General features: G+C 67.3%; 23 protein-coding genes. 13 read left to right on the forward strand and 10 right to left on the reverse strand.

What is annotated here, in order from left to right:
- The first annotated feature begins 16 nt into the window (after window positions 1-16).
- Window positions 17-2,506, forward strand: coding sequence for a putative peptide modification system cyclase (locus ACZLHH_RS01230; RefSeq protein ID WP_180844596.1), 2,490 nt, complete (start codon window positions 17-19; stop codon window positions 2,504-2,506).
- Between the two features lie 3 nt (window positions 2,507-2,509).
- On the opposite strand, the gene ACZLHH_RS01235 is transcribed toward ACZLHH_RS01230, so the two are convergent.
- Window positions 2,510-2,797 (reverse strand): NHLP-related RiPP peptide, encoded by a 288-nt coding sequence (locus ACZLHH_RS01235; protein ID WP_049462810.1) that lies wholly within the window; start codon window positions 2,795-2,797, stop codon window positions 2,510-2,512.
- Window positions 2,798-2,917: 120 nt separating this feature from the next.
- Between ACZLHH_RS01235 and ACZLHH_RS01240 the strand changes: the two genes are divergently transcribed.
- On the forward strand, window positions 2,918-4,114 hold the full coding sequence (locus ACZLHH_RS01240; protein ID WP_071229560.1) for a putative peptide maturation dehydrogenase: 1,197 nt from the start codon (window positions 2,918-2,920) through the stop codon (window positions 4,112-4,114).
- Window positions 4,115-4,132: 18 nt separating this feature from the next.
- Here ACZLHH_RS01240 and ACZLHH_RS01245 read toward each other — a convergent pair whose 3' ends face one another.
- Genes ACZLHH_RS01245 through ACZLHH_RS01255 form a run of 3 tightly spaced genes read right to left on the reverse strand, consistent with a single transcriptional unit; the run spans window position 4,133 to window position 8,926 of the window.
- Window positions 4,133-6,133, reverse strand: coding sequence for an acetyl/propionyl/methylcrotonyl-CoA carboxylase subunit alpha (locus ACZLHH_RS01245; RefSeq protein ID WP_429000439.1), 2,001 nt, complete (start codon window positions 6,131-6,133; stop codon window positions 4,133-4,135).
- Between the two features lie 8 nt (window positions 6,134-6,141).
- On the reverse strand, window positions 6,142-7,752 hold the full coding sequence (locus tag ACZLHH_RS01250; protein ID WP_180844598.1) for a carboxyl transferase domain-containing protein: 1,611 nt from the start codon (window positions 7,750-7,752) through the stop codon (window positions 6,142-6,144).
- Window positions 7,753-7,762: 10 nt separating this feature from the next.
- Complete coding sequence (locus tag ACZLHH_RS01255; RefSeq protein WP_014645571.1) at window positions 7,763-8,926, reverse strand: isovaleryl-CoA dehydrogenase; 1,164 nt, start codon at window positions 8,924-8,926, stop codon at window positions 7,763-7,765.
- Between the two features lie 161 nt (window positions 8,927-9,087).
- Here ACZLHH_RS01255 and ACZLHH_RS01260 point away from each other — a divergent pair, with 161 nt between their 5' ends.
- The 3 genes from ACZLHH_RS01260 to ACZLHH_RS01270 all read left to right on the forward strand — a co-directional run bounded on the left by ACZLHH_RS01260 (window position 9,088) and on the right by ACZLHH_RS01270 (window position 12,035).
- Window positions 9,088-9,696: a TetR/AcrR family transcriptional regulator gene (locus ACZLHH_RS01260; protein WP_005407661.1), complete on the forward strand. Its 609-nt coding sequence runs from the start codon at window positions 9,088-9,090 to the stop codon at window positions 9,694-9,696.
- 205 nt (window positions 9,697-9,901) lie between these two features.
- Entirely contained in the window at window positions 9,902-10,420 is a 519-nt protein-coding gene (locus ACZLHH_RS01265) for a c-type cytochrome (protein WP_005407662.1), read from the forward strand.
- Between the two features lie 172 nt (window positions 10,421-10,592).
- A complete protein-coding gene (locus ACZLHH_RS01270) occupies window positions 10,593-12,035 on the forward strand; it encodes an ExeM/NucH family extracellular endonuclease (protein ID WP_049400583.1) in 1,443 nt (480 codons plus the stop codon).
- A gap of 59 nt (window positions 12,036-12,094) precedes the next feature.
- Here ACZLHH_RS01270 and ACZLHH_RS01275 read toward each other — a convergent pair whose 3' ends face one another.
- Window positions 12,095-12,952, reverse strand: a complete 858-nt coding sequence (locus tag ACZLHH_RS01275) for an EamA family transporter (protein ID WP_121503033.1) — start codon at window positions 12,950-12,952, stop codon at window positions 12,095-12,097.
- Between the two features lie 43 nt (window positions 12,953-12,995).
- On the opposite strand from ACZLHH_RS01275, the gene ACZLHH_RS01280 reads away from it, so the two are divergent.
- Together ACZLHH_RS01280 and zapE are read left to right on the forward strand one after the other, a co-directional pair.
- Window positions 12,996-13,667, forward strand: coding sequence for an alpha/beta hydrolase (locus ACZLHH_RS01280; RefSeq protein WP_180844599.1), 672 nt, complete (start codon window positions 12,996-12,998; stop codon window positions 13,665-13,667).
- Window positions 13,664-14,764, forward strand: coding sequence for a cell division protein ZapE (zapE, locus tag ACZLHH_RS01285; RefSeq protein ID WP_032128212.1), 1,101 nt, complete (start codon window positions 13,664-13,666; stop codon window positions 14,762-14,764). Before ACZLHH_RS01280 ends, zapE begins: the two co-directional genes overlap by 4 nt.
- 75 nt (window positions 14,765-14,839) lie before the next feature.
- On the opposite strand, the gene ACZLHH_RS01290 is transcribed toward zapE, so the two are convergent.
- Window positions 14,840-15,676, reverse strand: coding sequence for a DUF2884 family protein (locus tag ACZLHH_RS01290; protein ID WP_121503034.1), 837 nt, complete (start codon window positions 15,674-15,676; stop codon window positions 14,840-14,842).
- A 530-nt stretch (window positions 15,677-16,206) separates the two neighbouring features.
- Between ACZLHH_RS01290 and ACZLHH_RS01295 the strand changes: the two genes are divergently transcribed.
- Complete coding sequence (locus ACZLHH_RS01295) at window positions 16,207-18,609, forward strand: ribonucleoside-diphosphate reductase subunit alpha (RefSeq protein ID WP_180844600.1); 2,403 nt, start codon at window positions 16,207-16,209, stop codon at window positions 18,607-18,609.
- Between the two features lie 118 nt (window positions 18,610-18,727).
- Window positions 18,728-19,747, forward strand: coding sequence for a ribonucleotide-diphosphate reductase subunit beta (locus ACZLHH_RS01300; protein WP_008264781.1), 1,020 nt, complete (start codon window positions 18,728-18,730; stop codon window positions 19,745-19,747).
- A 189-nt stretch (window positions 19,748-19,936) separates the two neighbouring features.
- Here the strand turns inward: ACZLHH_RS01300 and ACZLHH_RS01305 are convergent, their stop codons facing one another.
- Window positions 19,937-20,572 carry a LysE family translocator gene (locus ACZLHH_RS01305; RefSeq protein WP_032128209.1) on the reverse strand — a complete coding sequence of 212 codons (636 nt, stop codon included), beginning with the start codon at window positions 20,570-20,572 and terminating at the stop codon, window positions 19,937-19,939.
- Between the two features lie 152 nt (window positions 20,573-20,724).
- Here ACZLHH_RS01305 and ACZLHH_RS01310 point away from each other — a divergent pair, with 152 nt between their 5' ends.
- From ACZLHH_RS01310 to ACZLHH_RS01320, 3 genes are all read left to right on the forward strand, one after another.
- Window positions 20,725-21,126: an acyl-CoA thioesterase gene (locus tag ACZLHH_RS01310; RefSeq protein ID WP_004153688.1), complete on the forward strand. Its 402-nt coding sequence runs from the start codon at window positions 20,725-20,727 to the stop codon at window positions 21,124-21,126.
- A 55-nt stretch (window positions 21,127-21,181) separates the two neighbouring features.
- Entirely contained in the window at window positions 21,182-21,988 is an 807-nt protein-coding gene (locus ACZLHH_RS01315) for an NAD-dependent protein deacetylase (RefSeq protein WP_149909494.1), read from the forward strand.
- 113 nt (window positions 21,989-22,101) lie between these two features.
- Window positions 22,102-23,202: an NADH:flavin oxidoreductase/NADH oxidase gene (locus ACZLHH_RS01320; protein ID WP_180844601.1), complete on the forward strand. Its 1,101-nt coding sequence runs from the start codon at window positions 22,102-22,104 to the stop codon at window positions 23,200-23,202.
- Window positions 23,203-23,205: 3 nt separating this feature from the next.
- Here the strand turns inward: ACZLHH_RS01320 and ACZLHH_RS01325 are convergent, their stop codons facing one another.
- On the reverse strand, window positions 23,206-24,117 hold the full coding sequence (locus ACZLHH_RS01325) for a LysR family transcriptional regulator (protein WP_049399772.1): 912 nt from the start codon (window positions 24,115-24,117) through the stop codon (window positions 23,206-23,208).
- 114 nt (window positions 24,118-24,231) lie between these two features.
- Here ACZLHH_RS01325 and purU point away from each other — a divergent pair, with 114 nt between their 5' ends.
- Complete coding sequence (gene purU, locus ACZLHH_RS01330) at window positions 24,232-25,083, forward strand: formyltetrahydrofolate deformylase (RefSeq protein ID WP_049421018.1); 852 nt, start codon at window positions 24,232-24,234, stop codon at window positions 25,081-25,083.
- A 128-nt stretch (window positions 25,084-25,211) separates the two neighbouring features.
- Here the strand turns inward: purU and pncA are convergent, their stop codons facing one another.
- Both pncA and ACZLHH_RS01340 read right to left on the reverse strand, forming a co-directional pair.
- Window positions 25,212-25,838 (reverse strand): bifunctional nicotinamidase/pyrazinamidase, encoded by a 627-nt coding sequence (gene pncA, locus ACZLHH_RS01335; RefSeq protein WP_180845007.1) that lies wholly within the window; start codon window positions 25,836-25,838, stop codon window positions 25,212-25,214.
- Between the two features lie 55 nt (window positions 25,839-25,893).
- The gene (locus tag ACZLHH_RS01340) at window positions 25,894-26,580 is read right to left on the reverse strand and encodes an epoxyqueuosine reductase QueH (RefSeq protein ID WP_080291760.1); all 687 of its coding nucleotides are present in this window, start codon (window positions 26,578-26,580) and stop codon (window positions 25,894-25,896) included.
- Window positions 26,581-26,679 lie beyond the last annotated feature (99 nt).

Consider the following 26,679-nt stretch of genomic DNA (forward strand, 5'->3'; position numbering starts at 1 on the left):
TCCGGATTTTCTCCCGATGCAGAGTTCGCAGGTGCGGACTCTGCTGTTCACCGATCTGTGCGATTCGCTGCAGCTGGTCGAGCGGATCGGTGACATTGCCGCCGCTGAGCTGTTCCAGCAGCATGACCGCCTGGTGCTTGGCCTGCAGCAGCGCTGGAACGGCCAGCTGATCGATCGGTCTGACGGATTGTTCATCCTGTTCGAACGTCCCATCGATGGCATCGGCTTTGCTCTTTCCTACCAGAACGCCGTTGATGCACTGGGGCGCGAACGTGGCGTTGTTCTGCGTGCACGCGCCGGCCTGCACGTGGGTGACGTGCTGCTGTGGAACAACAGTGCCGAGGCCGTTGCCCACGGCGCAAAACCGGTGGAGGTGGAAGGCCTGGCCAAGCCCATGGCTGCGCGCCTGATGCAGCTGGCGTGGCCTGGACAGGTCCTGCTGTCCGCGGCCGCCGAACAGATGACGCGTCGGGCAGCCAGCGAACTGCCCTGGGCGGCTGACGAGCTGCGCTGGAAGGATCACGGCTGCTGGCGCTTCAAGGGCATCGGCGAACGCCAGGAAGTATTCGAAGTGGGGTTGCGTGGCAGCGCCCCGCTACGTCGCCCGCGCTCGGGTGAAAAAGCGTGGCGGGATCTGCCGCTGTGGCGTCGCCCAGCGGCGCTGGTGACCGAGGCGGCACTCATGCTGGCGCTATGCGGAGTGCTGTGGACGCTGTTTCGGCCGGCACCGGCCATCGCCTTCGCCGAACGCGACTGGGTGATCGTGGCGGCGGTGCACAACGCCACGGCATATCCCCAGTTGGACAGCAGCCTGGAGCAGGCGCTGTACATCAGCCTGGGGCAGTCGCGTTTCGTCAACATCCTCAGCGAGCTGAAGGTGCGTGACACCCTGCAGCTGATGCAGCGCCCTCCGCAGGCGCGGCTGGACCGCAGGCTGGCCATCGAGGTCGCGCTGCGTGACGGAGTTCGTGCGGTACTGATCCCCAGTGTGCTGGAGCTCAATGGCAAAGTACGGGTCAGTGTCGAAGTCGTGGATCCGCGTAGCGGACAGACCGTTTACACACGCTTTGCCGACGGTCGCGGGCTGGATTCGATCCTCGCCTCGACGGATCACGTGGTTGCGGCGCTGCGTACGGACCTTGGCGAAGCGCTTCGTGACGTCGGCGCAGACCAGCGGCCGCTGCCAACCGTGGCTACCGCCAATCTGGACGCACTGCATGCCTATGCCAAGGGCGTCGATGCAACGGCTGCCGCGCGCTATGACGATGCGTTGATGTTCTTCGAGCAGGCGACCCGGCTGGATCCTGCCTTTGCCTTCGCCTACGTCGGGCAGATGAACATCCAGCACGCAAAGGGCAATCTGGAGCAGGCCGCGGCGCTGTACCGCAAGGCGGTCAGCCAACGTACGCACCTGACCGCGCGCGACCAGCTCTATCTCGATGCCTGGGCGGCCGATTTCGAAGGGGCACCGCCTGCACGCATCGCTGACAAATGGCGCATGCTGACCGAGTTGTACCCGGACGACCCGGCCGGCTGGATGAACTACTCGATGGTGCAGTTCGCGCAGGGTGACTACGATGGCGCACTGGCCGCGACGCAGCCGCTGCTGGGACGCCAGCATTCGCGCCGTGCATTGGTGCTGGCGTTTGTTGCACGCATCCAATTGGCCCGTGGCGAAGCCTCCGCAGCGGAAGCAGCCCTGCGCGGTGCGCGGCTGCACCCGGGTTGGAACGGCGATGGCATGGAGCCGGTGATTGCCGCATTGGCTGGCGATTTCGACGCGGCCAACGCCGGGTTCACCGCGATGGGGCCATTGGGCCCCGGGACACGCATGGAGCGGGCTGCCGTGCTGACCATGCAGGGTCGCAGCGCTGAAGCTGCGGGCGACATGCAGCAGGCTGCGTCGCAGTGCCCCAGCGCAGGTGGGATGTGTGACATCCTCGCTTTGCAGGCGCTGGCCTGGCGTGCACGGCAAGGCGTTTCCGTGCCGGGACATGAGTACCAGCAGGTGCTCGATCGCGCGCTCGCGGCGATCGATCGTGACCAGCCTGCACCGGCACGGCGCAACGCATTCATCGCTCTTGCCGCTGCCTACCATGCGCTGCGCGCCGGCCAGGCAACGGTGGTCATGCAGCGAAGGGACGCGCTGCAGGCGCTGCCCGAACGCGACGACGATCCGCGCCTGCGCGAACTGTGGAACCTGCTGCAGGCACGCATGGCCCTGGACGCTGGAGAAACGCTGCGTGCACAGCAGTTGTTGGCGCAGCAGCGCCAGGCAAGTTTGTTCCAGTGGCGCGTGCTGCAGTTGGATCTGCTGCGATCCCAGGGTCAGCACGATGCAGCGCAGCGTCAGCTGCGCTGGCTTCAACACCATGCCGGCCTGGCCTTTGCAGAGAACATCGGCGACTACGCACTGCTGCCGTTGAACGTGAACGACGTGCAGCGGCTGGCATTGATCGAGAGTCCCGTGGCCTCTCACAGCAGCCCGGACGCAGCGGCACCCTGATCGTTACTCCTGCTGGAGACCAGGCAAGCCATCCTCGAACAGGAACGGCACATTGAAGGCGGCGCGTGTCCCAAGCAGGGTCCGCATGCGTGATGCGGCCTGGGCGAACTCCATCTTGCTGCCCAGGGACGCCAGTGATGCACGGCAGGCACGCACGGTGTCTTCGTCCGCACCTAGTGCGAGTAGGGCCAGGCCGGGATCCTTGGCAAACTCGGACCGGAAGGCATCATCGCTGGCCAGGCGCTCCAGCAGCTGCTGGACAACGTCGGCGGAAAGGGGGGAAGCAGACATGGGATCAGCACCAGCAGAATGGGAAAATGGAATTATCGGCGGTGGCGCCGCGAAGTTGATGGGTACGTGCACCCGCCACGCTATGATCGGCGCCCCGAACAGCCCTCGGATGCCATTGCGATGAGATTCCGTCGTTGCCGGACCTTGTTCGTCGAGCCGGTCGAACGCCCGTCCTTCAACCTGCAGGAACTGCTGGCTGGTGGTACCGGCGTGCAGCTGCAGCCGGTCCTGCAGGTGCGTGCGGCGCACCTGCCGTCGGTGCAGGTGATCGACGCGGAAAGCTGTGCCTGGTTGCTGGCCTGCAGTGCCGAACAGTGGCAGCCGTTGCCGGAAGCAGCGGACGCGCGCGGTCGGGTGCTGTCATTGCTGCAGCAGGGCCTGCTGGTCAGCGATGATCCGGCCCACGCCAAGGCCTGCGCTGCCGAGCAGCGCCTGCGCGATAGTCATTGGTGGCCGCTGTCGGCGCTGCACTACCAGCAGTCGTGCTGGGACGAGGTGGACAGCGTGCAGGACATGGAGCAGCACCAGCTGGTGACCGCACGCGATCTGGTGCGCAGCTACGGCAGTCCGCCACCCGAGGCACCTCCGCGTATACATGGAGCACAGGCACTGCCGTGCTACGAGGATGATCCGATGCAGTCGCAGCTGCAGGCACGGGCTACCTGCCGCAACTTCGATAGCGCGCGTGCGCTGCCGTTGCCACTGCTGGCGCGCGTGCTGCAGCAGGTGCTGATGGCACAGGCCGAGGTGGAAACCGATCCAGGTGTGCGGTTCCTGAAGAAGAACGTGCCTTCAGCCGGCAGCCTGCATCCGCTGGAGGCCTACTTGCTGGTACGCAACGTGGAGGGAATGGCCCCGGGGCTGTATCACTACCATGCGGTGGCGCACGAGCTGGGCCGGCTGCCGGCACAGCCACAGGACCTGGAGTCGCTGTGCCAGCGCTTGCTGGCCGGGCAGCATTGGTTCGCCGATGCACACGTGCTGCTGGTGCTGGTGTGCCGCTTCGAGCGCAACTTCTGGAAGTATCGGAACCATGCCAAGGCCTACCGCGCTGTCACGCTGGATGCAGGCCATGTTTCACAGGCACTGTATGCGTCGGCCACCGCACTGGGCCTGGGCGCTTTTGTTACAGCGGCCATCAATGAATCCGAGGCCGGGCGTGCGCTTGGCCTGCAGCCGATGGCCGAAGGTGCGTTGGCGATCTGCGGGCTGGGCTGGCGCAGTGGCACAAAGATCACCGCGGAGCTGGACCCGGATGGCCACGTGTGGCCGCGGGCGGACCCACGCGCAGGGAATGCCGATGCAGCCGGGCCCTAGGGCCCGGCGCGTCATCGTTCACGCCGCTTCGAAGTCCACCAGCACCGCACCATCACCCACCTGGTCGCCGGCCTTGGCGCGGTAGCCCTTCACCGTGCCGTCTGCCGGTGCCTGCAGGGTGTGCTCCATCTTCATCGCTTCCAGCACCACCAGCGGCGTGCCGCGCTTGACCTCGGTGCCGGCCGCGACCAGTGTCGCGACGATCTTGCCCGGCATCGGCGCCAGCAGGCTGCCGGCATCGGCCACGGCGTGGTCCGATTCGCCCACCGGATCGTGCAGGGTGAAGCGGTGCTGGCCATCGGCGCCGAACAGATACAGCTGGTCGCCTTCGCGCAGCAGCTGCGGTGACCAGCGGCGCTCGCCCAGCTGCACGGTCAGATGCTGTGCATCGGCCGTGCCAAGCACCTGCACCGGCGCGGCGTCATCGCGCTGCACGCGCCAACCATCGGCCTGCGCCCACACCTTCAGTGTTTGCTTGCGTTCGCCCTGCTGCAGCGGCAGCACGCGCGGTGCCGATGCGCCAAGGCGCCAGCCGTCCTGGGCCTGCCACGGCGAATGCGGATCGCGCGCGTCGGTGCTGGCGCCGCCCGTGCTTGCAACCGCAGCCACAGCGGCCAGCAGCCACAGGGCATCATCCGTGTCGCCCACTGCACTCAATGCCGCCTGCTCGCGCTCGATCAGCGCGGTGTCCAGCTTGGCGTGCGCGAACGAATCGGTGTTGACCAGGCGACGCAGGAAACCGGCATTGGTGGTCACGCCCACCACCTGGCAGTCGGCCAGCGCCTGGCTCATGCGGCGCAGTGCGGCCTCGCGGTCCACGTCCCAGACGATCAGCTTGGCGATCATCGGGTCGTAGTACGGGGTGATGCTGTCGCCTTCCTCCACGCCGGTATCCACGCGCACATGGGCCGACGGGGTCGGCAGGCGCAGGCGGCGCAGGGTGCCGGTGGAGGGCAGGAAGCCCCGGTCGGCATCTTCGGCATACAGGCGCGCTTCGATGGCGTGGCCGTGGATCGCCAGCTGTTCCTGGCGCAGCGGCAGCGGCTGGCCCGAGGCCACGCGCAGCTGCCACTCCACCAGGTCGGTGCCGGTGATGTACTCGGTCACCGGGTGCTCGACCTGCAGGCGGGTGTTCATTTCCATGAAGTAGAAATCGCCGTCCGGGCCGGCGATGAACTCCACCGTGCCGGCACCGACGTAGCCCACCGCGCGCGCGGCATCGACTGCCGCCTTGCCCATTGCAGCACGACGTTCTGCGCTCATGCCCGGCGCCGGCGCCTCTTCCAGCACCTTCTGGTGGCGGCGCTGCACCGAGCAGTCGCGCTCGAACAGATAGACCGCCTCACCGTGGCTGTCGCCGAACACCTGGATCTCGATATGGCGCGGGCGCTCGACATACTTCTCGACCAGCACATGGTCGTTGCCGAACGCCGAGGCCGCCTCGCGCTGGCAGCTGGCCAGCGCATCGACGAAGTCCTCGCTGCGCTCGACCTTGCGCATGCCCTTGCCACCGCCGCCGGCGCTGGCCTTGATCAGCACCGGGTAGCCGATGCCGTCGGCCTGTGCGCGCAGGAAGTCCGGCGCCTGCTGGTCGCCGTGATAGCCGGGGGTCAGCGGCACACCGGCCTTGGCCATCAGTGCCTTGGCCGCGCTCTTGTCACCCATCGCGCGGATGGCGCTGGCCGGTGGGCCGATGAAGGTGATGCCGGCGGCGGCGCAGGCGTCGGCGAAGTCGGCATTCTCGGACAGGAAGCCGTAACCGGGGTGGATCGCCTGCGCGCCGGTCAGGCGTGCGGCATCGAGCAGGGCATCACCGCGCAGGTAGCTCTCACGTGCGGCGGCAGGACCAATGTGGATGGCTTCGTCGGCCAGGCGCACGTGGCGGGCGTTGCGGTCGGCATCGGAATACACCGCCACGGTGGCGATGCCGAGGCGGCGGCAGGTGGCGATGACGCGACAGGCGATTTCGCCACGGTTGGCGATCAGGACTTTGGTGAACATGGCAACAGACTCGGTCATGGCACGGGTTACATGCGGAACACGCCGAAGCGCGTCTGCTGCGGGGCGGCGTTGAGGCTGGCCGACAGCGCCAGGGCCAGCACCCGGCGGGTGTCGGCCGGATCGATCACGCCGTCATCCCACAGGCGCGCGCTGGCATAGTAAGGATGACCCTGCTGCTCGAACTGGTCGCGGATAGGTGCCTTGAATGCATCTTCCTCCACTGCCGGCCACTGGCCGCCCTTGGCTTCGATGCCATCGCGCTTGACCGTGGCCAGCACGCTGGCGGCCTGTTCGCCGCCCATCACGCCGATGCGCGCGTTTGGCCACATCCACAGGAAGTTCGGCGAGTATGCGCGGCCGCACATGCCGTAGTTGCCGGCACCGAACGAACCACCGATGACCACGGTGAACTTGGGCACCTTGGCGCAGGCCACGGCCATCACCAGCTTGGCGCCGTCCTTGGCGATGCCGCCCTGTTCGTACTTGCGGCCGACCATGAAGCCGGTAATGTTCTGCAGGAACACCAGCGGGATGTTGCGCTGGGTGCACAGCTCGATGAAGTGTGCGCCCTTCAGTGCCGACTCGGAGAACAGGATGCCGTTGTTGGCGATGATGCCGATCGGGTAGCCGTTCAGATGCGCAAAGCCGGTCACCAGCGTTGCGCCGTAACGCGGCTTGAATTCATCGAAACGCGAACCATCGACCAGGCGCGCGATCACTTCGCGCACGTCGTAGGGCTTGCGCGTATCGGCCGGGATCACCCCGTACAGTTCGTGTGCCGGCAACAGTGGTTCTTCGCTGGCCTGCACCGCCATCGCCGGTTCCGGCTTGCGCCAGTTCAACTGCGCGATGATCGCGCGCACCCGCGCCAGTGCCTGCAGGTCGTTGTCGGCCATGTGGTCGGCCACGCCGGAAATGCGCGTGTGCACATCGGCACCGCCGAGTTCCTCGGCCGTCACCACTTCACCGGTGGCCGCCTTCACCAGCGGTGGGCCGCCGAGGAAGATCGTGCCCTGCTCGCGCACGATCACCGTCTCATCGCTCATCGCCGGCACATAGGCGCCGCCGGCGGTGCAGCTGCCCATCACGCAGGCAATCTGCGGGATGCCCTGCGCGGACAGGTTGGCTTGGTTGTAGAAGATGCGGCCGAAATGATCGCGGTCGGGGAACACCTCGTCCTGCAGCGGCAGGAAGGCGCCACCGGAATCGACCAGGTAGATGCAGGGCAGGTGGTTCTGCTCGGCGATCTCCTGCGCGCGCAGGTGCTTCTTCACCGTCATCGGGTAGTAGGTGCCGCCCTTGACCGTGGCGTCGTTGGCCACGATCACGCATTCCACGCCCCTGACGCGGCCGATGCCGGCCACCACGCCCGCGGCGGGCACGGCGTCTTCGTACATGCCGTGCGCGGCCAGCGGCGCGATTTCCAGGAAGGCGCTGCCGGGATCGAGCAGGGCGTCGATGCGGTCGCGCACCAGCAGCTTGCCGCGTGCGGTGTGCTTGGCGCGCGCGGCTTCGCTGCCGCCCAGCGCGGTGCGGGCGAGGGTGGCATGCAGGTCGTCGACCACGGCCTGCATGGCGGCACGGTTGCTTTCAAACGTTTCGCTGCCCGGTTGCAGCTGGCTGTTCAGGACGGTCATCGCGTTGGCCTTACAGGGTGCGCTGGAACAGTTCGCGGCCGATCAGCATGCGGCGGATCTCGGACGTGCCGGCGCCGATCTCATACAGCTTGGCATCGCGCCACAAGCGGCCGGTCGGGTATTCGTTGATGTAGCCGTTGCCGCCGAGGATCTGGATCGCCTGGCCGGTCAGCCAGGTGGCCTTCTCGGCGGCGTACAGGATGGCACCGGCGGCGTCCTGGCGGGTGGTGCGGCCCTGGTCGCAGGCACGTGCCACGGCATAGACATACGCGCGGCAGGCACCCAGGCCCACGTACATGTCGGCGATCTTGGCCTGGATCAGCTGGAAGCTGCCGATCGGCTCGCCGAACTGGTGGCGCTCGTGCACGTACGGCATCACCACGTCCATCGCCGCAGCCATCAGGCCCAGCGGGCCACCGGACAGCACCACGCGCTCGTAGTCCAGGCCGGACATCAACACGCGCACGCCACCGCCAACCTGGCCCAGCACGTTCTCTTCAGGAATCTCGCAATCCTGGAACACCAGCTCGCAGGTGGGCGAAGAACGCATGCCCAGCTTGTCCAGCTTCTGCGCGGTGGAAAAGCCCTTCATGCCCTTCTCGACCAGGAACGCGGTGATGCCCTTGGCACCCGCTTCCATGTCGGTCTTGGCATAGACCACCAGAACGTCGGCGTCAGGGCCGTTGGTGATCCACATCTTGTTGCCGTTGAGCACGTAGCGGTCGCCGCGCTTGTCGGCGCGCAACTTCATCGACACCACGTCCGAACCGGCACCCGGCTCGCTCATCGCCAGCGCGCCGACCAGGCTGCCGTTGCACAGGCCGGGCAGGAAGCGCTGCTTCTGTTCTTCGTTGCCGTTCTTGCGCAGCTGGTTCACGCACAGGTTGGAGTGCGCGCCATAGGACAGGCCGATGCCGCCGGAGGCACGCGAGATTTCTTCCATCGCCACCACATGGGCCAGGTAACCCATGCCGGTGCCGCCGTATTCTTCTTCCACGGTGAGGCCGAGCAGGCCCTGTTCGCCCAGCTTCGGCCACAGGGCCAGCGGGAACTGGTTGCTGGCATCGGCCTCGGCGGCCAGCGGTGCGACCTCGGCGGCGGCAAAATGGGCCACGCTCTGGCGCAGCAGGTCGATGTCTTCGCCAAGGTCGAAGTTCAGGGATGGCACGTGCATTGTGGTGGCTCCACGACGGGATGGCAGGAAATGGGCGCGCCCGGCGGGGGAGCGGGCGGCGGTCTGCAGGACCGCTGCCCGCACGGGCGATTGGCCCCCAGCGTAGCGGGGTTCGGGTAAGAAGTGAATACAAATTCAAAAATTGAAACTAGAATCAAAACATGGCCTACAAACGCTCTGCACTGATGGAAGAACGCCTGGCCGGGGCCCGTGAACGGATCCTGCTGGCCACCCGTGAGCTGGTCGCCACCGGCGGCTGGCGCAATGCCCCGGTGACCGCCGTGGCGACCCAGGCGGGGGTGTCCACCGGCCTGATCTACCGGCACTTCCCGTCCAAGGCCGAGCTGTTCGTGGAGGTTCTCAACGCCGCGGTGGCCCACGAGGTCGCGATCATGGAGCGCATCGCCAGCGGCCCGGAGGTGGCCAGCGAGCGCCTGCGGTTGGCGATCACCGCCTTCGTCCGCCGCGCCCTGGCCGGGCCGGGGCTGGCGCATGCCTTCATCGTCGAACCGGTCGACCCGGACGTGGAAGCCGAGCGCATGCGTGGTCGTCGTGCCTTCGGCGACGTGTTCCTGCGGCTGGTGGAGGAGGGCGTGGCCGCCGGTGAGCTGCCGGCGCAGGACGCGCATGTGGCCGCCGCCTGCCTCGTCGGCGCCTTCACCGAGGCGATGGTCGGCCCGACCGCGCCCAGCCGCGAAGCACACCGCGACGAAGACGCACTGGTGGATGCGATCTGCAGCTTCTGCCTGCGCGCGATCGGCGCCCGGTAATCCGGTAGAGCCGGTCGCTGGCCGGCTTCTGCACGATCCATCCGGCGGGCTGGCGATGCCGGGCAGCGGCCGGCACTACCGGGTCCGAATGCTGCGCCGCACCAGCAGTGACGCCTGTTGTCGCACGCAAAGCGCGTTCTATACTCGGTCCATCACGCAGTCGCTCAGCCGTGGTCCAACGACTATCAGCCAGGGGTAACGAAGAGTGCGGAATTACGATCTGGAGTTCCTGAAACGCTTCTCCATGGTGATCGCGCTGCTGGCGACCATCACCCTCGGCCTCATCCTCCTTGCCGCTTACATCCACACCCGGATTCCGCCCGAGGTGTCGCCGACCGCGGCCAAGCGCACCGAGCAGCGCATCTCGCCCACCGGCGCGGTCTATGCCGGCAGCACCGGCGCCGCCGCGCAGGCTGCGGCCAAGGCCGCCGCGCTGGCCAAGGCCGCCTCGCAGGTGGCCTACGGCGGCACCAAGGACGGCAAGGTCATCTTCGACAACCTGTGCACCGCCTGTCACACCACCGGCGTGGGCATGGCGCCGACGCTGGACCATTCGCACTGGGACAAGCGCATCGCACAGGGCAAGGACACTCTCTACAAGCACGCCATCGAGGGCTATACCGGTCCGGATGGCGGCATCATGCCGCCCAAGGGCGGCAACCCGGCGCTGACCGAGGAACAGATCCACGCCACCGTGGACTGGATGCTGGGCAACCTGAAGTAACCGGTAGTGCCGGCCGCTGGCCGGCAACCACGCATCGCACGAAGGTCATGAGGTTGCCGGCCAGCGGCCGGCACGACCCAGGCTTTGCCCACCAAGGTCAAAACCCTGCCCGCAGGCGGGGTTTCGCATTTCAGGGTTAGTCTGTGCGCCTCTTCCATGGAGTCGCCCGTCGATGCGCCGCCGTTCCCTCGCCCTTGCCCTGTCCCTGCTGCTGCCGGCCGGCGCCTTTGCCCAGGCCCAGCCGCAGGCCGCACCGGTCGCGTCGCCGTCCGCCGCGCGCAGCAGCGCCACCGTGGTGCTGACCACCGCGCCGGCCGACTGGCGTGCGCTGGATGGCCAGCGCGTGCGCATCGCCGCACCGCTCACCCTGGCCGGCACCGATGGCCTGGAGCGCTTTGGGCAGCTCACCGTGGCCTTCGATGGCCGCCTCTGGCAGCCGACCGAAGTGGCCGCGCCGGGTACTGCCGGCTATGAGCAGGTGATGGCCGACAACCAGCGCCGCCGCCTGCTGCTGGACGACGGCAGCGAAGCCCGCGACCCGGCCAGCGTGGCCTACCTGCCAGCCAACCCGGTGCTGCGCACCGGCATGCAGCTGCGCAATGTGGAAGGTGTCGTGCACGTGGACGCACAGGGCCGTCCGCGCCTGCAGGTCGAGGGTGCACTCACGTTGCCCGAGCTGAAGCGTCCGGCGGTGCCGACGGTGCCGGGCAGCCTGCATATCGCTGCATTCAACCTGGAGAACTTCTTCAATGGCGATGGCCAGGGCGGTGGCTTCCCGACCCTGCGCGGCGCGCGCACGCTGGAAGAGCACAAGGCGCAGGTCGGCAAGCTGGTGGCCACGGTCAACGCGCTCGGTGCCGACATCGCCGCGTTGATGGAACTGGAAAACGATGGCTATGGCCCGCAGTCGGCCATCGCCGAACTGGTCAGCGCCCTCAACGCCGGTCTTGCCGCCGACAAGCAGTGGGCCTTCGTCGATGCCGGCGAGGGGCCGGGCAGCAACCCGATCCGGGTTGGCATCATCTATCGCAGGAGCGCGTTCAAGCCGCTGGGCAAGCCGTTGACCAGAACCGACGGTCCTTTCGCCGAACACAGCCGCGCACCGCTGGCGCAGGCCTTCCAGGGCAAGGGCGCACCGTTCATGGTGGTCGCCAACCATTTCAAGTCCAAGGGCTGCCGTGATGCCAGCGGCGGCGATGCCGACCGCAACGATGGCCAGGGTTGCTGGAATGCCACCCGGGTGGAATCGGCAAAGCAGTTGAACCAGTGGGTGCAGGCCGAAGCTGGCCGCCTGAAGGTGAAGGACGTGGTGCTGCTGGGCGATTTCAACGCCTACGCGATGGAAGACCCGATCCGCACCCTGCATGACCTGGGCTGGCAGGACGCATTCAAGGTCGCCCAGGTCGAGCATCCTTACAGCTACGTCTACAACGGCTATACCGGCCGCCTCGACCATGCGCTGCTGAGCCCGGGCATGGCCCAGCGCCTGCGCGGTGCCGCCGAGTGGCACAGCAATGCCGACGAACAGGACGCCAGCGGCTACCAGGGCCGCAACGTGCAGGGCCCGTGGCGCAGTTCCGACCACGATCCGCTGCTGCTGGGCTTCGATAAATAACGGCCAGCGCCGGGTCGGATCCCATTCCAACGAAATGGGCTCTGACCCCGAGGCCGGGCTCAGCCCCAGGCGATCAATCCAATCGCCAGCACCGCCAGCGCCAGCCCGGCGCGGTTCCACTTCGTGGTGGCCTCGCCGAAGGCGAACACGCCCACCAGCGCGCCCAGCACCACCACGCCGATGTTCATGCCGGCGAACACGGTGGCCGGGCTCTCCGGCATGGACTGATGCGCGTGCACATAGAAAAGAATGTTGCCGCCGTTGAGCAGGCCCAGCAGCGCGCCCGCACCGAGGTTGCGCCAGGCCAACCGGCTGCGGCCACTGGCGTGCCGCCACAGCTGAAGTGCCAGCATCAGCACGAAGGCCACGCTGAAGCTGGCCAGCACCGCCGCCATCGACGGCGTGCCGGACAGCGCCACCTGCTTGAGCAGCACGTCGACCACCGCGAACCCGGCCCAGACGCCCAGCAGCCAGCCCCAGCCACCCGGTGAGGACGCCACCGCCGGGCCGCGCGGGCGCAGGCTGATCGCCACCATCGCCAGCAGGCCCAGGGCGAGACCGGCGAGCTTCCACGGCGTCGCAGTCTGGCCGAAGAACAGGAAGGCGGCGGCCAAAGACAGCAGCAACGACAAGCGCTGCGCCACGTCGCTGCGGACGATGCCGGCCACCGCCACTGCGCGGCCCAGCACCAGGAAGATCGATGGCAGCACCACCGCCAGTGCCAGCAGCGACAGCCACGGGGCATGTGGCGCGCGCAGTGCGTCCAGCGGCGGCTGCAGCACCACGGCGGTGAGCGTTGCCGCCACCAGATAGTTCCAGGTGACCATCTGCGAAACATCCAGCTGGCGGCGTCCGGCCACCTTCAACAACACCGAAACCAGCACGCTGCAGATCACGGCCAAGGACAGGTAGAGCATGGGGCGAGCACAGGGCAGGGGCAGGGGACGGTATCATGGTGCCATGCACAAGCCTTCGTTCCCCGTCGCCCCCGGCGAAACCGCCTGCCTCGAACTGGCCGGCCCGGCCGGCCCGCTGGAAGTGGTCGTCGACCTGCCCAAGGCCGATGTGCCGGCGCAGCCGATCGTGGCCATCATCTGCCATCCGCTGTCCACCGAAGGCGGCACCCTGCACAACAAGGTGGTCACCATGACCGCCACCACCCTGCGCGAGCTGGGCATCGCCACGGTACGCTTCAACTTCCGCAGCGTCGGCGCGTCGGCCGGTGAGTTCGACCATGGCGTGGGCGAGCAGGATGACCTGAAAGCCGTCGCCGCCTGGGTGCGCAGCCAGCGGCCCGACGACCGCCTGTGGCTGGCCGGTTTCAGCTTCGGCGCGTTCGTGTCGCTGAAGGCTGCTGCCGCGCTGCAGCCGGAAGCGCTGATCTCGATCGCACCGCCGGCCGGCCGCTGGGATTTCGATGGCATCGCGCCGCCGGCGCGCTGGCTGGTGATCCAGGGCGAGCAGGATGAGATCGTCGACCCGCAGGCCGTCTACCAGTGGCTGGACACGCTGGACGTCCCGCATGAGCTGGTGCGCATGCCGGAGACCAGCCATTTCTTCCACCGCAAGCTGATCGATCTGCGTGGCGCGCTGACCCACGGCGTGAAGCACTGGCTGGGCGCGGCGGCATGAGTGCAACCGAGCTGACCCCGTCGCAGCGGTACGCGGAAGGGGTTGCCCGTGGCGACTGGCAGAACGACCCGGCCCAGCACGCAGCGCTGGCCGAACTGGACCGCATCCACCTGGGCCTGGTCGACAGCGCCGAAGACGGCTGGCTGGACCGCCTGTCCTCGTTCTGGAAGAAGCCTGAGCCGGTGAAGGGTCTGTACTTCTGGGGCGGCGTCGGCCGTGGCAAGACCTTCCTGGTCGACCTGTTCTACGACGGCCTGCCGATCAAACAGAAGTACCGCACGCATTTCCACCGCTTCATGCGCAGCGTCCACGAGCGCCTGCGCGAGCACCAGGGGCAGAGCGACCCGCTGGCGAAGATCGCCCAGGAATGGCGCAGCAACCTGCGGGTGCTGGTGCTGGACGAATTCTTCGTCACCGACATCGGCGACGCGATGCTGCTGGCACGGCTGCTGGAGCGCCTGTTCGCCGAAGGCGTGACCCTGGTCACCACCTCCAACACAGCGGTGGAGAACCTGTACCTCAACGGCCTGCAGCGCGAGAGCTTCCTGCCGGCCATCGGCCTGCTGCAGCGCTTCTGCGTGGAGCTGTACGCCGAGGGCACCGAGGATTACCGGATGCGCGCGCTGACCCGCTCGCCGGTGTACCGCGCACCGCTGGCCGCCGACAGTGATGAGTGGCTGGCCACGCGCTGGAACGAACTGAGCGGCGGCCAGCCGGCCAAGCCCGGCAACATCGAGATCGAAGGCCGCAAGATCCCGGTGCGCGGCCGTGGCAAGAGCATTGCCTGGTTCGATTTCGCCGCGTTGTGCGAAGGCCCGCGTGGCCCGTCGGATTACATCGAGATCGCGCACGAGTTCAACACCGTGCTGCTGGGCGGCATCCCCGCCTTCGACCGTTTGAACGAAGATGCCGCGCGCCGCTTCGTCAACCTGATCGACGAGCTGTACGACCGCCACGTCAACCTGGTCTGCACCGCCAGCACCTCGCCGATCGAGCTGTACACCGGCCAGCGCCTGCAGGGCGCGTTCGAGCGCACCGCCTCGCGTTTGATCGAAATGCAGAGCGCCGAGTACCTGGGTACCCCGCACCGGGCGTGAGGGCGCCACCCAGGTAAATGCGTTGCCGGCCAGGGTTCCGGTAGTGCCGGCCGCTGGCCGGCATCCGCCGCGCGGTTACCGGGTCGGCGCCACCGCATTCCCACGCGGCCGCTCATCCGGCCCGGCCGACACATGCAGGCCCGAGCCATCGCCGTGCTCCACCCGCACGCTCTCGCCGCGCTCCAGCAGCCGCAGCGGCTGTCCCTGGTAGCGCACCTCCAGCGCGTCGTGGGCGTCTGCCAGCGACTGCACCAGCGGGCACAGCGCCTGCGCGCGGGCCTCGATGCGCTCGGCGCGGCCTTCCAGCTGCTGTTCCATCTGCGCGTCCAGGCGGTCGGCGCGTTCCTCCATCGCATCGCTGCGACCGGTGAACACCTGCCACAGCACGCTGCGGGCGATGGACGCGGACAGCGACTCGGCCATGTCCTGCACCTTGGCCTCGAAGCCCGGCCCGAACACTGCCTGTTCCCAGTAACCCTTGCCCAGCGTGCCGCCGATCCAGTCATCGGCCTGCCGGCGCAGGCGCCGGACCTTGCGGCTGTTGGCGGTGCCGGTGAGGCTCTCATAGACCCCGTCGAGCACGTCGAAGCTCAGCCCACTCACTTCATGGGCCAGCGCGGTGGCCGCCGGCATCAGCTGCCGCGCCCCGGCCTCCATCTGCCGCAGGCGGGCGGCGTCGGCCTCGCTGACCGGCACGATCGTGTCGTCCAGGCTCAGCACGCCATCGTGGAACACCACCTCGTGCGGCGCCTGCGGGCCATGCCGCAGCCAGATGCCGCCGCTGTCCACCAGCACGTCGTAGTCGGTATGGATGCCGCACTGGTCCGAACGCAGGTCCGGCCCTTCGGCGGCCAGCGCCGGGGCAATGAACAGGGCAAGCAGCAGGGCCAGCGCGGGCAACCGCAGGTGCATCGGAGCATCCTTTTCCGGGAGCGAGCGGCCAGCATCCGCTGCCAGCGCGCGGGCGTCACCGGCCGGAAGTCACCCGTCCACCGGATTCCCACCGGCTGCCCACCAGCTATCCACAGGGTTGTCCCTAGCCAGTTTCATCACTGTCATGTGAAGCTGTCATTGTTCCGTTTTCGCGGTGCGTTGTACCACCGCGATGACGCCTTTCGGGCTTGACTGCGCAGCCCGTTCCGGCAGGTCTGAAGCGTCTGATCCGGGCGCCGATGGCACGATCCTTGCGGCGCAAGGGATTGCCGAATTTCACTACATTTGGCGTTGACGGACCCCATTACCCCCACTATCTTGTGGCCGTCGGTCGCAGCAACCCCAATTCAAGGGGGTGCCCGGGGTACCCATCCGCGATCGTCAACGGTAGTGGCAGGCGCAGGGTCTCATCCCCTGCGACGCCGTCCTGCCATCCTGGGCTGTCATGTCCCGGGCTGCGTCACCCGATGCATCGAGCACCCACCAATCACGCCAAGAGGACACACGCCGTGACCACCGAATCCAGCGCCACCATCGAGAAGGAAAGCGAATTCCTGTTGACGTCGCCGCCGACGGCCAACGCGATGAGTGTGACCAAGCGCAATGGCACGACCGAACTGGTGGACCTGAACAAGATCGTGCGCGCGGTGCAGCGTTCCTCCGAAGGCCTGCACGCCGTCGATCCGATGCGCGTGGCCACCCGCACCATTTCCGGCCTGTACAACGGCGCCACCACCCGCGAGCTGGACGAACTGTCCATCCGCACCGCCGCCCTGCTGATCGGTGAAGAGCCCGAGTACGGCCGCCTCGCTGCGCGCCTGCTGGCCAACTACATCGCCAAGGAAGTCTCGGGCCAGGAAATCTACGCCTTCTCGCAGTCGGTCAGCCGTGGCCATGAAGTCGGCCTGATCAACGACCGCCTGCTGAACTTCGTGCAGACCAACGCGCGCAAGCTCAACGATGCCATCGACATCTCGCTGGACCTGAACTTCGATTACTTCGGCCTGCGTACCCTGTACGACCGTTACCTGCTGCGCCATCCGCACACCCGCAAGGTGATCGAGACCCCGCAGCAGTTCTTCCTGCGCATTGCCAGCGCGCTGAGCGAGGATGTGTCCGAGACCCTGGCGCTGTACAAGCGCATGGGCAACCTGGACTACCTGCCGTCCAGCCCGACCCTGTTCAATTCCGGCACCACCCACGAGCAGCTGTCCTCGTGCTTCCTGCTGGATTCGCCGCAGGACTCGCTGGAGTCGATCTATTCCAAGTACGGCGACATCGCCCAGCTGTCGAAGTTCTCCGGCGGCATCGGCGTCAGCTATACCCGCGTGCGTTCGCGTGGTTCGCTGATCAAGTCGACCAACGGCCACTCCAACGGCATCGTGCCGTGGCTGAAGACCATGGATTCGTCCGTGGCCGCGGTGAACCAGGGCGGCAAGCGCAAGGGCGCAGCCTGCGTCTACCTGGAAACCTGGCACGCCGACGTCGAGGACTTCCTCGAGCTGCGTGACAACACCGGTGACGAAGCCCGCCGTGCGCACAACCTGAACCTGGCCAACTGGGTGCCGGACCTGTTCATGAAGCGCGTCGAGGCCGACCAGGAATGGTCGCTGTTCGATCCGCGCGTCGTGCCGGAGTTCACCGACCTGTTCGGCGAAGCCTTCGAGCAGGCCTACCTGCAGGCCGAAGCCCAGGGCAAGGCCAACCGCACCATCTCCGCGCGCAAGCTGTACGCCCGCATGATGCGTACGCTGGCCGAGACCGGCAACGGCTGGATGACCTTCAAGGACAAGTGCAACCGCGCCAGCAACCAGACCCTGCGTCCGGGCAACGTGATCCACCTGTCCAACCTGTGCACGGAAATCCTGGAAGTCACTTCCAACGATGAAACCGCAGTGTGCAACCTGGGTTCGATCAACCTGGGCAACCACTTCGACGAGCACAACGAGTTCGACTTCGAGAAGCTGGCCGAGACCGTGCGCCTGGCCGTGCGCCAGCTCGACCGCGTCATCGACCTGAACTTCTACCCGATCGAAACCGCCCGCCGCGCCAACCTGCGCTGGCGTCCGGTCGGCCTGGGTTGCATGGGCCTGCAGGACGTGTTCTTCCGCAAGCGCCTGCCGTTCGACAGCGCCGAAGCCCGCGCCCTGTCGAAGAAGATCGCCGAAGCAATCTACTTCCACGCGCTGGAAACCTCTTGCGAGCTGGCCCAGGAACGCGGCAAGCACCCGTCGTTCAACGACACCCGCGCCGCCGGTGGCGAACTGCAGTTCGACGCCTGGAACGTGGTGCCGGAAGACGCTGAGCGCTGGGATGCCCTGCGTGCCCGCATCAAGGAACACGGCCTGCGCAACTCGCTGATGATCGCGATTGCCCCGACCGCGACCATCGCCTCGATCGCCGGCTGCTACGAGTGCGTCGAGCCGCAGGTGTCCAACCTGTTCAAGCGCGAGACCCTGTCCGGTGACTTCCTGCAGGTCAACCGCTACCTGGTGAACGAGCTGAAGAAGCTGGGCCTGTGGACCGCCGACATGCGCGATGCCATCAAGCTGGCCGAAGGCTCCATCGCCGGCGTGGCACAGATTCCGGAAACGCTGCGCGAGGTCTACCGCACCGCGTGGGAACTGCCGATGCGTTCGCTGATCGACATGGCCGCCGAGCGTGGTGCCTTCATCGACCAGTCGGCCTCGCTCAACCTGTTCATGGAAAGCCCGAACATCGGCGCGATGTCCTCCATGTACATGTACGCCTGGAAGCAGGGCATCAAGACCACCTACTACCTGCGTTCGCGCCCGGCCACCAAGATCGCCAAGACCACGGTGAGCAGCGCAGCCCCGGCCAAGGTGTTCAGCCCGGACGAAGCCATCGCCTGCTCGCTGGAAAACCCGGAAGCCTGCGAGGCCTGCCAGTAAGAGCGGCACCGCCGCGCGGTAGTGCCGGCCGCTGGCCGGCAACCCCGGCCAACGATCATCACCCACGGTAGCGCCGGGCCATGCCCGGCGGCTCACCCAGGAATTCAAGGAAACACCCATGGCCGACAAGCCCAAGCAGATGCTGCTCGATCCCGGTTTTGAACTGACCCTGCGCCCGATGCGCTACCCGCAGTTCTATGACATGTACCGGAACGCGATCAAGAACACCTGGACGGTGGAAGAGATCAACTTCCAGATCGACATCACCGATCTGCACAGCAAGATGTCGCCGGGCGAGCGTCACCTGATCCACCGCCTGGTCGCGTTCTTCGCCACCGGCGACTCGATCGTGTCCAACAACCTGGTGCTGAACCTGTACCAGCACTTGAACGCGCCGGAAGCGCGCATGTACCTGTCGCGCCAGCTGTATGAAGAAGCGCTGCACGTGCAGTTCTACCTGACCCTGCTCGACAACTACCTGCCGGATCCGGAAGAGCGCGTCAAAGCGTTCGCCGCGGTGGAGAACATCGACTCGATCAAGAAGAAGGCCGATTTCTGCTTCAAGTGGATCGACTCGATCCAGGACCTGAAGCGCATCGAGACCCGTGCCGAGCGCCGCCAGTTCCTGCTCAACCAGATCTGCTTCGCCGCCTGCATCGAAGGCCTGTTCTTCTTTGCTGCGTTCGCCTACGTGTACTACTTCCGTTCGCGCGGTCTGCTGCCGGGCCTGGCCTCGGGCACCAACTGGGTGTTCCGCGACGAAAGCGCGCACATGGAGTTCGCGTTCGAGTCGGTGCGCGTGGTGCGTGAGGAAGAACCGGACCTGTTCGACGACGAGATGAAGCAGCAGGTCTACGACATGCTGGCCGAAGCCATCGAATGCGAAGTGCAGTTCGCCGAGGACGTGCTGTCCGGTGGCGTGGCCGGCATCTCGACCCGCGACATGCGCCAGTACCTGCAGCACTGTGCCGACCAGCACTTTGCCAAGCTGGGCATGGAAAAGAAGTACAACGTGCGCAACCCGCTGCCGTTCATGGAACTGCAGGACGTGCAGGAGCTGACCAACTTCTTCGAACGCCGCGTCTCGGCCTACCAGGTCGGCGTGCAGGGCGAAGTCGCCTTCGACATGAACTTCTGATCGAACCGGTCAGATCTGTCGCAACAAAAAACCCCGGCCAACGCCGGGGTTTTTTGTTGGTGGCGCCGGGCCATGCCCGGCGGAGCCTGCCTGGTGCTACCGGCCGTCATGCTGCACGCGGGCCTTTGTAGAGTCGAGCTTGCTCGACTGCCGTTCGCGCAAAGCGGTCGAGCAAGCTCGACTCTACAATCAGCGTCGCCCTTCCACCGCCATGCGTACCGCCAGCCCGGCCAGCACCGTGCCCATCAGCCAGCGCTGCACCACCTGCCAGGTCGGGCGCGCGGCCAGGAAACCGGCGATGCTGCCAGCGGTCAGCGCAATCATGCCGTTCACGGTCACACTCACCGCGATCTGGGTGGAGCCCAGCACGATCGACTGCATCAGCACACTGCCCTCGCCGTCCGGATGCAGGAACTGCGGCAGCAGCGACAGGTACATCACCGCCACTTTCGGGTTCAACAGATTGGTCAGGAACCCCATCGTGAACAGCTTGCGCGGGCTGTCCTGCGGCAGTTCGCGCACCGCGAACGGCGAACGGCCGCCGGGCTTGAGCGCCTGCCAGGCCAGGTACAGCAGGTACAGCGCGCCGCCGATGCGCAGCGCGTCGTAGGCGAACGGCACGGTCATCAGCAGGGCGGTGATGCCCAGTGCCGCACACAGCATGTAGAACACGAAGCCCAGCGCCACCCCGCCCAGCGAGATCAGGCCTGCCATCGGCCCCTGGCAGATCGAGCGTGAGATCAGGTAGATCATGTTCGGCCCGGGCGTGAGCACCATGGCCAGTGAAACCAGCGCGAAGGCCAGCAGGTCGGAAGTGGCGGGCATGGGCGGTCCTGGCAGTGGGCGTGGCGCAGTGTAACGCCTGCCGCAGGCGCGGCCTGCGCAGGCACCGCTGCCGGGTGACCGTTGCACGTGCATTCCGATGGCCATCACGCCGGTCGCTTAGAATCCGCAGCACCCCACACCGAAGCCCCCCCATGACCCCCATCCCCGAGACCGTGCCGCCCACCGAAGTGCGCATGGCCGAAATCGTCTTTCCCAACCACACCAACCACCTTGGCACCCTGTTCGGTGGCCAGGCGCTGGCGTGGATGGACAAGGCCGCCTTCCTGGCCGCCGCCCGTTACTCGCGCCGCACCGTGGTGACCGCGCGCAGCGACCAGGTCGACTTCAAGCTGCCGATCCGCATCGGCCAGATGGTGGAAACCATCGGCCGCATCGTCGAAGTCGGCCGCAGCTCGATGAAGGTGGAGGTGGAACTTGTCGCCGAAGATCTGCACAGCGGCGAGCGCAAGCTGTGCACCCGCGGTCACTTCGTGATGATCGCGCTGGACGAGGAAGGCCACCCGATCGCGGTACCGCCGCTGCCGGCGGCCTGACCCGGCCAACGGACCGGCGCTTGCGGGGGCGCCACCGCGCCCCCATCTGGCAGCCATGACCCTGCCACTGACCGACTTCATCGACCGTGCCCAGCGCCTGTTCGTGCTGACCGGCGCCGGCTGCAGCACCGCCTCGGGCATTCCCGATTACCGGGATGCCGACGGCCAGTGGAAACGCACGCCGCCGGTGACCTACCAGGCCTTCATGGGCGAGGCGGCCACCCGCCAGCGCTACTGGGCGCGCAGCCTGCTCGGCTGGCCGCGCTTCGGCCTGGCCCGGCCCAACGGCACCCACCAGGCCCTGGCCGCGCTGGAAAGCCGAGGCAAGCTGCAGGTGCTGCTGACCCAGAACGTGGACGGCCTGCACCAGCGTGCCGGCAGCCACAACGTGATCGACCTGCATGGCCGCCTGGATCTGGTGCGCTGCATGGGCTGTGAGCGTCGCAGCGATCGTGAAGACTTCCAGCAGCGCCTGCTGGACGCCAATCCCGGCTGGGACGCGCTGGAGGCAGGCATCGCGCCCGATGGTGATGCCGATCTGGAGACCGATTTCTCCGCGTTCGTGGTGCCCGAGTGCCCGCATTGCGGCAGCGTGTTGAAGCCGGATGTGGTGTTCTTCGGCGAAAACGTGCCGCGGGAGCGCGTGCAGGCGGTGCAGGAGCACCTGCAGCAGGCCGACGCCGTGCTGGTGGTGGGTTCATCGCTGATGGTCTATTCCGGCTTCCGCTTCGTGCAGGCGGCGGCCAGGGCAGGGCTGCCGGTGGCGGCGTTGAACCGTGGCCGCACCCGCGCCGACGACCTGCTGCAGTTCAAGGATGAACGGGACTGCGCCGAGGCGCTGGCCGCGTGGGCCTCATCCTGAGCCGAGCACACGCTCGGCTGCACGCCCACCGCGAAACAGCGATCCATCCAGACGGTTGATTCGCAGGCCGTGCGGCGGTGCAATACGCACCCCCTACGTCGTTCATCACCGTCTTGAGCCAGCTGTTTTCGCCGATCTCGTTCGGCCCCCTGACCCTGTCCAACCGCATCGTCATCGCGCCGATGTGCCAGTACTCCGCCGAAGACGGTCGCGCCAGCGATTGGCACGCCATGCATCTGGGCAACCTGGCGCAGTCCGGTGCCGGCCTGCTGATCCTGGAAGCCACCGCGGTCGAACCGCGCGGCCGCATCAGCTGGGCCGACCTGGGCCTGTGGGATGACGGCACCGAGGCCGCACTGGCGCAGGTGCTGGCCAGCGTCCGCCGCTGGTCGCCGATGCCGCTGGGCGTCCAGCTGGGCCATGCCGGCCGCAAGGCCTCGGTGAGGCGTCCGTGGGACGGTGGTGGCCAGTTGCCGGCCGACGATGCGCGTGGCTGGGCCACCGTGGCGCCGTCGCCGCTGCCGTTCCATGCCGCCGATCCGGCACCGCAGGAACTGGACGAGGCCGGCATCGCCGAGGTCATCGCCGCCTTCGCCGCCAGTGCGGTGCGCGCCGAGCGCCTGGGCTTCGAGCTGATCGAGCTGCATGCCGCGCACGGTTATCTGCTGCACCAGTTCCTGTCGCCGCTGAGCAACCGCCGCACCGATGGCTACGGTGGCTCGCTGCCGAACCGCCTGCGCCTGCTGGTGGAGGTGTTCGATGCGGTGCGTGCGGCAGTGTCCGACAAGGTCGCCGTGGGCGTGCGCATCTCTGCCAGCGACTGGGTCGATGGCGGCTGGGACCTGGTGCAGAGCGAGGCGCTGGCCCAGGTGCTGGACGCGCGCGACTGCAACTTCCTGCATGTCTCCAGCGGCGGCCTGGACGAGCGCCAGAAGATCACCGTCGGCCCGGGCTATCAGGTGCCGTTCGCGGCGGCGATCAAGGCCAAGGTGCGCATGCCGGTCATCGCCGTGGGCATGATCACCGAACCGGAGCAGGCCGAATCGATCCTGCGCCATCGCCACGCCGATGCGGTAGCCCTGGCGCGCGGCATCCTCTACGACCCGCGCTGGCCGTGGCATGCCGCCGCCGCATTGCGCGACAGCGTGGAACCGGCGCCGCAGTACCTGCGCTGCGAGCCGCGCGATGCGCGCGGCGTGTTCAAGACGCGCTGAGGCTCACACCCGCCAGGCCGGCGCCATGCCGGCCTGCAGGTGCTCGAACAGCGCGCGGATCTTGGCAGTGAAATCGCGGCGGTCGCTGACGCAGAAATAGACTTCCATCGGTTCGGGGCGCCATGCAGTGTCGGCGCCGAACACTGCCTGCAGGCGGCCATCGCGCAGGTACGGCTCGGCCACGAATGCGGCCAGCCGGGTGATGCCGGCACCGGCTGCGGCCAGCGTCGCCAGCGCATCGATGTCATCGCAGACCATGCTCGGCGGCAGTGCGGCGTCCACGCGCTGGCCATCCTTCAACAGGCCCCATCGCAGCGGCCGGCCATCGGTGGGGAAGCGGTGCAGCAGCCCGCGATGGCCGCTCAGCTCGGAGGGTTGCTGCGGGGTGCCGTGTGCCTTCAGATAGGCCGGCGAGGCGCAGAACACGAACGGCACGCGCGCCAGCTGCCGTGCGACGACACCGTCCTCCAGCTGTGCACCGATGCGGATGCTGGCATCCACCGCTTCCGGGCCGTGCTGCACGGCGCGGTCAGTCAGGCGCAGCTCCAGCTGCAGTTGCGGGTAGCGCTGCTGCAGCGAAGGCAGCAAGGGGGCAAGTACGTGGCGACCGAACGCGCTGCTGCTGGCGATGCGTAGTGGTCCGGCCGGTTCGATGTCACCAGAGGTGACCATCGCCTGCGCGCGCGCCAGGTCGGCTTCGATGTGGCGCACCTGCGCCAGGTACAGCGCGCCGGCCTCGCTGAGGGCCAGCTGGCGCGTACTTCGGTTCAGCAACCGTACGCCCAGATGCGCCTCCAGCCGGTTGATGTTCTGGCCGACTGCGGTGGCGCTGATGCCAAGGATGCGGGCCGCTGCGGCAATGCTGCCGGTCTCTGCGGTGCGGGTGAAGCTGCGGATCAGTTGCAACAGGTTCATGACCGACCAGCTTGCCATGGAGAAACCCAAGTATCGCTTGGGACTGAACCAAGCAGGTCGGTTGCATCGGTGACCATCGATCCCGAGGACAGGCTGCTGCCCTACACTCGGGCGATGCGCCCCGATTCCATCCTCACCCTGTCCTGTCCCGACCGTACCGGCATCGTCTACCGCGTATCCGGCCTGCTGTTCGACCACGGCTGCAACATCCTCGACGCCCAGCAGTTCGGTGATGAGGAAAGTGGCCGCTTCTTCCTGCGCGTGCATTTCGATCGCGATGCCGGCCTGCCGCTGGAGACCGTGCACGCCGCCATGGCCACGCTCGCCGCCGGCTTCGGCATGGACTGGCAGCTGCATGATGGCCGCCGCCGTGCACGCCTGCTGGTGCTGGTCAGCAAGCAGGGGCACTGCCTCAACGACCTGCTGTTCCGTGCCCACAGCGGCCAGCTGAAGGTGGACATTGCCGCAGTAGCGTCCAACCACGCCGACTTCGCGCCGCTGGCGGCGTCCTACCAGGTGCCGTTCCACCACCTGCCGGTGACCGCTGATACGCGCGTGGTGCAGGAGCAGCAGATCATCGACCTGGTCGAGCGCGAACGCATCGATCTGGTGGTGCTGGCGCGCTACATGCAGATCCTGTCACCCACGCTGTGCCGCGCGCTGGCCGGCCGTGCGATCAACATCCACCACAGCTTCCTGCCCAGCTTCAAGGGCGCGCAGCCGTACCACCAGGCACACGCGCGCGGGGTCAAGATCATCGGCGCCACCGCGCACTACGTCACCGAGGATCTGGACGAAGGCCCGATCATCGAACAGGACGTGGCCCGCGTGGACCACGCGATGGCGCCGCGCGAGCTGGTGCGGCTGGGCAGCGATACCGAATCGCTGGTGCTGGCGCGCGCCGTGCGCCGCCATGTGGAGCACCGCATCCTGCTCAACGGGCACCGAACGGTGGTGTTCCGGTAATCGCCCATCCCGCGTCCGCCGGGCATGGCCCGGCGCTACCACGGGTGCTATCCGGTAGTGCCGGCCGCTGGCCGGCAACTGCAGAGATCCCGAGGTTGCCGGCCAGCGGCCGGCACTACCGCTCTGGGTCAGACGATCGCGATCCCCGCCTTGCCCAGCGCCTCGCGCACCATCGCGTCGTTGGCGTCGGTCACCGGCTTGGTCAGCTCCCACAGGAATTTCACCCGGAAGCCGGACTTCACCGCGTCCTGCGCGCTCCACAGCACGCAGTAGTCGCGGGCCAGGCCGCACACGTGCACTTCGCGGATGCGGCGTTCGTGCAGCCAGCCGGCCAGGCCGGTGGCCGGGCGCTCGCCATCGGGGCCATGGTTCTCGCGGAAGGCGCTGTATGAATCCACCTGTTGGCGCGTGCCCTTGCGCAGGATCAGGTCGGCCACGGTCCAGTCCACGCCCGGATGCAGCGCGGCACCGGCGCTGCCCTGCACGCAGTGGTCCGGCCACAGGGTCTGCGGCTGCGCGTGCAGCAGGATGGTCTCGAAGGGGCGTTGGCCGGGGTGCTGGCTGGCGAACGAGGCATGGTCGGCCGGGTGCCAGTCCTGTGTTGCCACCACGGTGCGGTAGCGGCGCTGTGCCAGCAGATCGGCGATCGGTGCCACCAGCGCATCGCCTTGGTCGCAGGCCAGCGCGCCGCCGGGCATGAAGTCCGGCTGCAGGTCGATCACCAGCAGGGCGACATCGGCGGGCAGGGCGGTCATGGCAGTTCCGGTACAGCAGAAGGGGCGACCAGCGTGGCCGCCCCATGCCCACACGTCAATCGCCCTGCGGCGTCTCAGCGTCCTGCCCGTAGTACAGCAGGCCGATCTTGATCCGTTCGCGGCCATTCTCGCGGCGGTGACGGTTGGCATCGCGCAGCGAGTACACGCAGCCGCAGTATTCCTGCTGGTAGAACTGCTCGCGCTTGCTGATCTCGATCATGCGGCTGGCACCGCCGCCCTTGCGCCAGTTGTAGTCCCAGTACTGCAGGCCTTCATAGCGCGACGCGGCACGGATGCCGCAGTCGTTGATCTGCGCCATGTTCTTCCAGCGCGAGATGCCCAGCGACGAACTGATGGTGTCGTAGCCGTGCTCGTGCGCGTACAGCGCAGTGCGCTCGAAGCGCATGTCGAAGCACATCGTGCAGCGGATGCCGCGCTCGGGCTCGTTTTCCATGCCGCGTGCACGGCTGAACCAGTTGTCGGTGTCGTAGTCGCAGTCGATGAACGGGATGTCGTGCTGTTCGGCGAAGCGGATGTTCTCCTGCTTGCGCAGCTCGTATTCCTTCACCGGGTGGATGTTGGGGTTGTAGAAGAAGATCGCGTAGTCGATCCCGGAGGCGGTGATCGCCTCCATCACTTCGCCGGAGCAGGGGGCGCAGCACGAGTGCAGCAGCAGGCGCTGGCCGTTTTCGGGCAGGGACAGGGTGGGGCGTTGGAGCTCGGTCATCGTCAGGTACCGCATGGACCGCCGGCAACGGCGGTGGCCCATGCATCAGCGCGTGGGTGAACAGTCTGGCCGGAAACCGTGAACAGGACGCACGCGGCCGCACCGCCTGCAGGC

This window comes from Stenotrophomonas sp. 28608_Sma (genome assembly GCF_056486185.1).

What these genes read in the sequence shown, in the direction of transcription:
- ACZLHH_RS01230 (WP_180844596.1), top strand. Translation starts at nt 17, where the DNA reads ATGCAGAGTTCGCAGGTGCGGACTCTGCTGTTCACCGATCTGTGCGAT.
- ACZLHH_RS01290 (WP_121503034.1), bottom strand. Translation starts at nt 15,676, where the DNA reads ATGCACCTGCGGTTGCCCGCGCTGGCCCTGCTGCTTGCCCTGTTCATT.
- ACZLHH_RS01270 (WP_049400583.1), top strand. Translation starts at nt 10,593, where the DNA reads ATGCGCCGCCGTTCCCTCGCCCTTGCCCTGTCCCTGCTGCTGCCGGCC.
- ACZLHH_RS01305 (WP_032128209.1), bottom strand. Translation starts at nt 20,572, where the DNA reads ATGCCCGCCACTTCCGACCTGCTGGCCTTCGCGCTGGTTTCACTGGCC.
- ACZLHH_RS01260 (WP_005407661.1), top strand. Translation starts at nt 9,088, where the DNA reads ATGGCCTACAAACGCTCTGCACTGATGGAAGAACGCCTGGCCGGGGCC.
- ACZLHH_RS01315 (WP_149909494.1), top strand. Translation starts at nt 21,182, where the DNA reads ATGACCCTGCCACTGACCGACTTCATCGACCGTGCCCAGCGCCTGTTC.
- ACZLHH_RS01240 (WP_071229560.1), top strand. Translation starts at nt 2,918, where the DNA reads ATGAGATTCCGTCGTTGCCGGACCTTGTTCGTCGAGCCGGTCGAACGC.
- ACZLHH_RS01340 (WP_080291760.1), bottom strand. Translation starts at nt 26,580, where the DNA reads ATGCGGTACCTGACGATGACCGAGCTCCAACGCCCCACCCTGTCCCTG.
- ACZLHH_RS01235 (WP_049462810.1), bottom strand. Translation starts at nt 2,797, where the DNA reads ATGTCTGCTTCCCCCCTTTCCGCCGACGTTGTCCAGCAGCTGCTGGAG.
- pncA (WP_180845007.1), bottom strand. Translation starts at nt 25,838, where the DNA reads ATGACCGCCCTGCCCGCCGATGTCGCCCTGCTGGTGATCGACCTGCAG.
- ACZLHH_RS01245 (WP_429000439.1), bottom strand. Translation starts at nt 6,133, where the DNA reads ATGACCGAGTCTGTTGCCATGTTCACCAAAGTCCTGATCGCCAACCGT.
- zapE (WP_032128212.1), top strand. Translation starts at nt 13,664, where the DNA reads ATGAGTGCAACCGAGCTGACCCCGTCGCAGCGGTACGCGGAAGGGGTT.
- ACZLHH_RS01275 (WP_121503033.1), bottom strand. Translation starts at nt 12,952, where the DNA reads ATGCTCTACCTGTCCTTGGCCGTGATCTGCAGCGTGCTGGTTTCGGTG.
- ACZLHH_RS01300 (WP_008264781.1), top strand. Translation starts at nt 18,728, where the DNA reads ATGGCCGACAAGCCCAAGCAGATGCTGCTCGATCCCGGTTTTGAACTG.
- purU (WP_049421018.1), top strand. Translation starts at nt 24,232, where the DNA reads ATGCGCCCCGATTCCATCCTCACCCTGTCCTGTCCCGACCGTACCGGC.
- ACZLHH_RS01280 (WP_180844599.1), top strand. Translation starts at nt 12,996, where the DNA reads ATGCACAAGCCTTCGTTCCCCGTCGCCCCCGGCGAAACCGCCTGCCTC.
- ACZLHH_RS01255 (WP_014645571.1), bottom strand. Translation starts at nt 8,926, where the DNA reads ATGCACGTGCCATCCCTGAACTTCGACCTTGGCGAAGACATCGACCTG.
- ACZLHH_RS01325 (WP_049399772.1), bottom strand. Translation starts at nt 24,117, where the DNA reads ATGAACCTGTTGCAACTGATCCGCAGCTTCACCCGCACCGCAGAGACC.
- ACZLHH_RS01250 (WP_180844598.1), bottom strand. Translation starts at nt 7,752, where the DNA reads ATGACCGTCCTGAACAGCCAGCTGCAACCGGGCAGCGAAACGTTTGAA.
- ACZLHH_RS01310 (WP_004153688.1), top strand. Translation starts at nt 20,725, where the DNA reads ATGACCCCCATCCCCGAGACCGTGCCGCCCACCGAAGTGCGCATGGCC.